The 2,685-nt window shown below is 41.6% G+C and carries 2 protein-coding genes; both read left to right on the forward strand.

Going from position 1 to position 2,685, the window contains the following annotated elements; translation table 11 throughout:
* Nucleotides 1–281 precede the first annotated feature (281 nt).
* Entirely contained in the window at nt 282–926 is a 645-nt protein-coding gene (locus tag LNA76_RS17925) for a quinolone resistance pentapeptide repeat protein QnrD1 (protein ID WP_012634451.1), read from the forward strand.
* Nucleotides 927–1,565: 639 nt separating this feature from the next.
* The gene (locus LNA76_RS17930; RefSeq protein ID WP_230019579.1) at nt 1,566–2,006 is read left to right on the forward strand and encodes a hypothetical protein; all 441 of its coding nucleotides are present in this window, start codon (nt 1,566–1,568) and stop codon (nt 2,004–2,006) included.
* Nucleotides 2,007–2,685: the final 679 nt, after the last annotated feature.

Below are 2,685 nucleotides of genomic sequence, written 5' to 3' on the forward strand. Positions count from 1 at the left end.
ATTTCGCATCGTTTTACTTGTCAGTTTGCACGATGTTAAAAACGCACTCAGAAGCCCGCAAAACCGTTCTAAACTTTCAGCGTAGATTTGGGTGTTTTATAGGGTGATCGTGTCTTAAAATCGTTTCGAGGGGCTTTAATGGGGATGAACGGGAGGTTTTTGCTAACTAACTCGCCCGTTTAACATAAAAGGGATTGTATGAATCAATTTTAGCTAGAGTTTAAGGTTGTTCAAATTAATGTACAATGATTGCACTGTATAAATAACCAGGTGTAGCATGTATGGAAAAGCACTTTATCAATGAAAAGTTTTCACGAGATCAATTTACGGGGAATAGAGTTAAAAATATTGCCTTTTCAAATTGTGATTTTTCAGGGGTTGATTTAACTGATACTGAATTTGTTGATTGTAGTTTTTACGACAGGAATAGCTTGGAAGGGTGTGATTTTAATAGAGCCAAACTAAAAAACGCTAGCTTTAAAAGCTGCGATTTATCAATGAGTAATTTTAAAAACATTAGCGCCTTAGGTCTTGAAATTAGTGAGTGTTTAGCTCAAGGAGCTGATTTTCGAGGGGCTAATTTTATGAATATGATAACTACAAGGTCATGGTTTTGTAGTGCTTATATAACCAAGACAAATCTTAGTTACGCTAATTTTTCTAGAGTCATATTAGAAAAGTGCGAACTGTGGGAAAATCGCTGGAATGGCACTGTGATAACTGGCGCCGTGTTTCGTGGCTCCGATCTTTCTTGTGGTGAGTTTTCATCGTTTGATTGGTCTTTGGCTGATTTTACTGGTTGTGATTTAACGGGTGGGGCGCTTGGCGAGCTTGATGCAAGGCGAATTAATTTAGATGGAGTGAAGTTGGATGGAGAGCAGGCGCTTCAGCTTGTTGAGAGTTTAGGTGTTATTGTTCACCGATAAAATCTAGGTAAAAAACGCCTAATGCCCCAATGTGGTACTAATCAAAACGGAGCGAAGCGACATCTTCATCTTGTCTTTGCTTTTCTCCATGATCAGTTATTGGGTCATGGTCTCTTAGCTCGTTAATCTGGCTAAGTTTGGTTAGGTTGGGCTTCTTTCGACACTTCGCAATCCAAGAAATCCCTAGTCCGTTGATTGGTGCTCTTATCAGGTACGCACTGTAATCTTTCGATACCGCAGCGTGATTCGGAGGTAGAGCCGGAATTTCGTTTTCCGGTACGTTTTACTACCACAATTTGCCTGTTTATCCTTTCGGAGACCGGGCTAAGTCCGAGTCAATCAAGTGGTGCATTTGGGTTAATGTCGTTGGCTGGTATTTAATGAGAACGTGACAAGCGCCTCTCACGTTGCTAAGATTGGAATGCGACTTCGAAATCTTTAGCAACGAATGCACAAGATTTAGAGTACCAGAGCCCTGTGATGCTGTCACGGGGCTTTGTTACATCTGGAGTCTAGTAAACCTCATAAATTCAATTTGCAACGCTCGCCACAAGGCGTGAACTTGTTTCACGTCGAGGAAGCGGAATTTCTCGAAAGCCTTATACTGTCTCCGTTCACACATCATCGGAGGGGATCACCATGTCTCAATTATTTCGTTTGGCATCACCAGCAGATTACGAATACATCGAAGAATTAAATTTATGGGAATTGTCATTTGATAAGCGACCCGTGCAGGGCGTTCGTTGTGAAGATCCGGTGATCGGAGCAGAAAAATACAATCAAGGGCGTGAAAAATTTAAGGCGTTAGCGTCACGATATAAAAAACGCTGGAAACCGAATGGATTGACCTTTTCAGAGTTGATCCGCTGGGCAATAGAATGCGGAACTCCAGAACAATGTCAGCTTGTTTTAGCGTTATACCATTGCACAAACGATGATGATTATCAGGCGATGGGAATTCAGTTAAGCCGAAGTATTGATAATGCAAATGTCAGTCCGATCATCTTTTTCACAGGTAAAAATCAACGGTTATTAGGTGATATTTCGATGCTAAAACAGCTCGAAGAAAAGGTGCGCTGACGTTAGGTTTACCTATTATTTTATGTATTATCCTATCTATTATTCTATCTCTTATTTTATCTATTTCGTCTGTAATAGGTAGAATAATACATAGAATAAGATACAGAATAATAGATAGACACAAGATGACGTTGTGTTATTTCTTACCCATTAATCCACCTGTTATTCTACCTATTACTTTACCCGTTATTGCACCCAATTTAGGTATAACGGGCAGAATAACGGGTGAAATAATGGGTAGAATCATAGTTTTACTAACTTGCACCCCATGATACTTTCAGTATCAATGCCACTCATTTTCTGGACGAAAATGAATGACATAAGGCTCCGCCCTCTGGCTATTTTCTTCGGCTGGACGCCTGCGAAAAAAACCATTCACCCAAGCCCGTCAAACTCACTGCGTTCGTCTGACCACCCCCTTTTTTCGCCCCTGTATTTGGTCGCTCAAAAATGTGGTGGTCAGACGCTTCGCTTGACGGGGGGCTTTGCCCCCAAAACGAAACACGTTCACTGGGGTTCACTTGCCATCGCTGGGGCGTGTCATTTCGTTTCGGCTCCCCCTGTTTTTCCCTTTCTTCGCTGGACGCTCATCAGGATAAAAACAAAAAGCCTACCGCCCTCGTTTTACTCGGTTGGTCAAATCGCTTCTTGCCACAAAACAAGTTTGTGACTTTCAGCG

This window comes from Alcaligenes sp. MMA, from assembly GCF_020907215.1.
Lineage (GTDB): Bacteria > Pseudomonadota > Gammaproteobacteria > Burkholderiales > Burkholderiaceae_B > Alcaligenes > Alcaligenes aquatilis.